This window comes from Kitasatospora cheerisanensis KCTC 2395 (assembly GCF_000696185.1).
GTDB classification, from domain to species: Bacteria; Actinomycetota; Actinomycetes; order Streptomycetales; family Streptomycetaceae; genus Kitasatospora; species Kitasatospora cheerisanensis.
Window position 1 is genome coordinate 1,688,832 of the sequence record NZ_KK853997.1, and the last position, 637, is coordinate 1,689,468.

The following is a 637-nucleotide window of genomic DNA, read 5'->3' on the forward strand; positions in this document are numbered from 1 at the left end:
TCCTCGCGGGCGGTGGCGCGGGTGCGCAGTTCGCGGCGCTCGTCGTCGGCGGCGGTCTCGTTGTGCATGGCCGGGTTCGGCGGCACGAGGAAGAAGGCCGGTTCGCTGTCGATGGGGGCGATCAGGGCGGCGGCGGTGCCGACGGCGACGGTGGAGCGGGGCAGCAGGGCGGCGGCGGCGAGCGCTTCGCGGGCCCGGTCGAGCGAGGCGGGGTCGGTGACCACGACGCCGTCGACGAGTTCGGGGCGGGCGGCGAGGATGGCGTCGTGGTCGGCGGGGTCGACGGACTGGGCGAGGTAGCGCCAGCCGGGGAGGGCGGGGATGCCCTGTTCGCCGAGGTGTTCGACGGTGGCGAGGACGTCGGGTCCGGGCGGGAGCAGGCCGCCGTCGCCGAGGGCGGCGAGGATCCGGGAGTCGTCGGCGGCGGCGGTGCGCAGGTCGAACAGGGTGCGTTCGGCGTTGGCCACGGCCTGGTCGAGCAGTTCGCGCAGGTCTTCGGCGGAGGCGTCGAGTTGACGGGGCGACAGGAAGCCGTGGGAGTCCTCGGCGCCGTCCTGGTAGGGCGTCAGGGAGAGCAGTTCGGCGAGCCGGGGTTCGGCGGCGAGCTGGGCGGCGGTGCGCTGCTCGGCGGCGAGGG

At 76.0% G+C, this 637-nt stretch carries 1 pseudogene; it reads right to left on the reverse strand.

Annotation, left to right across the window (positions count from 1 at the left end):
• Positions 1-637: pseudogene (locus KCH_RS42385) on the reverse strand (hypothetical protein); the annotation flags it as partial.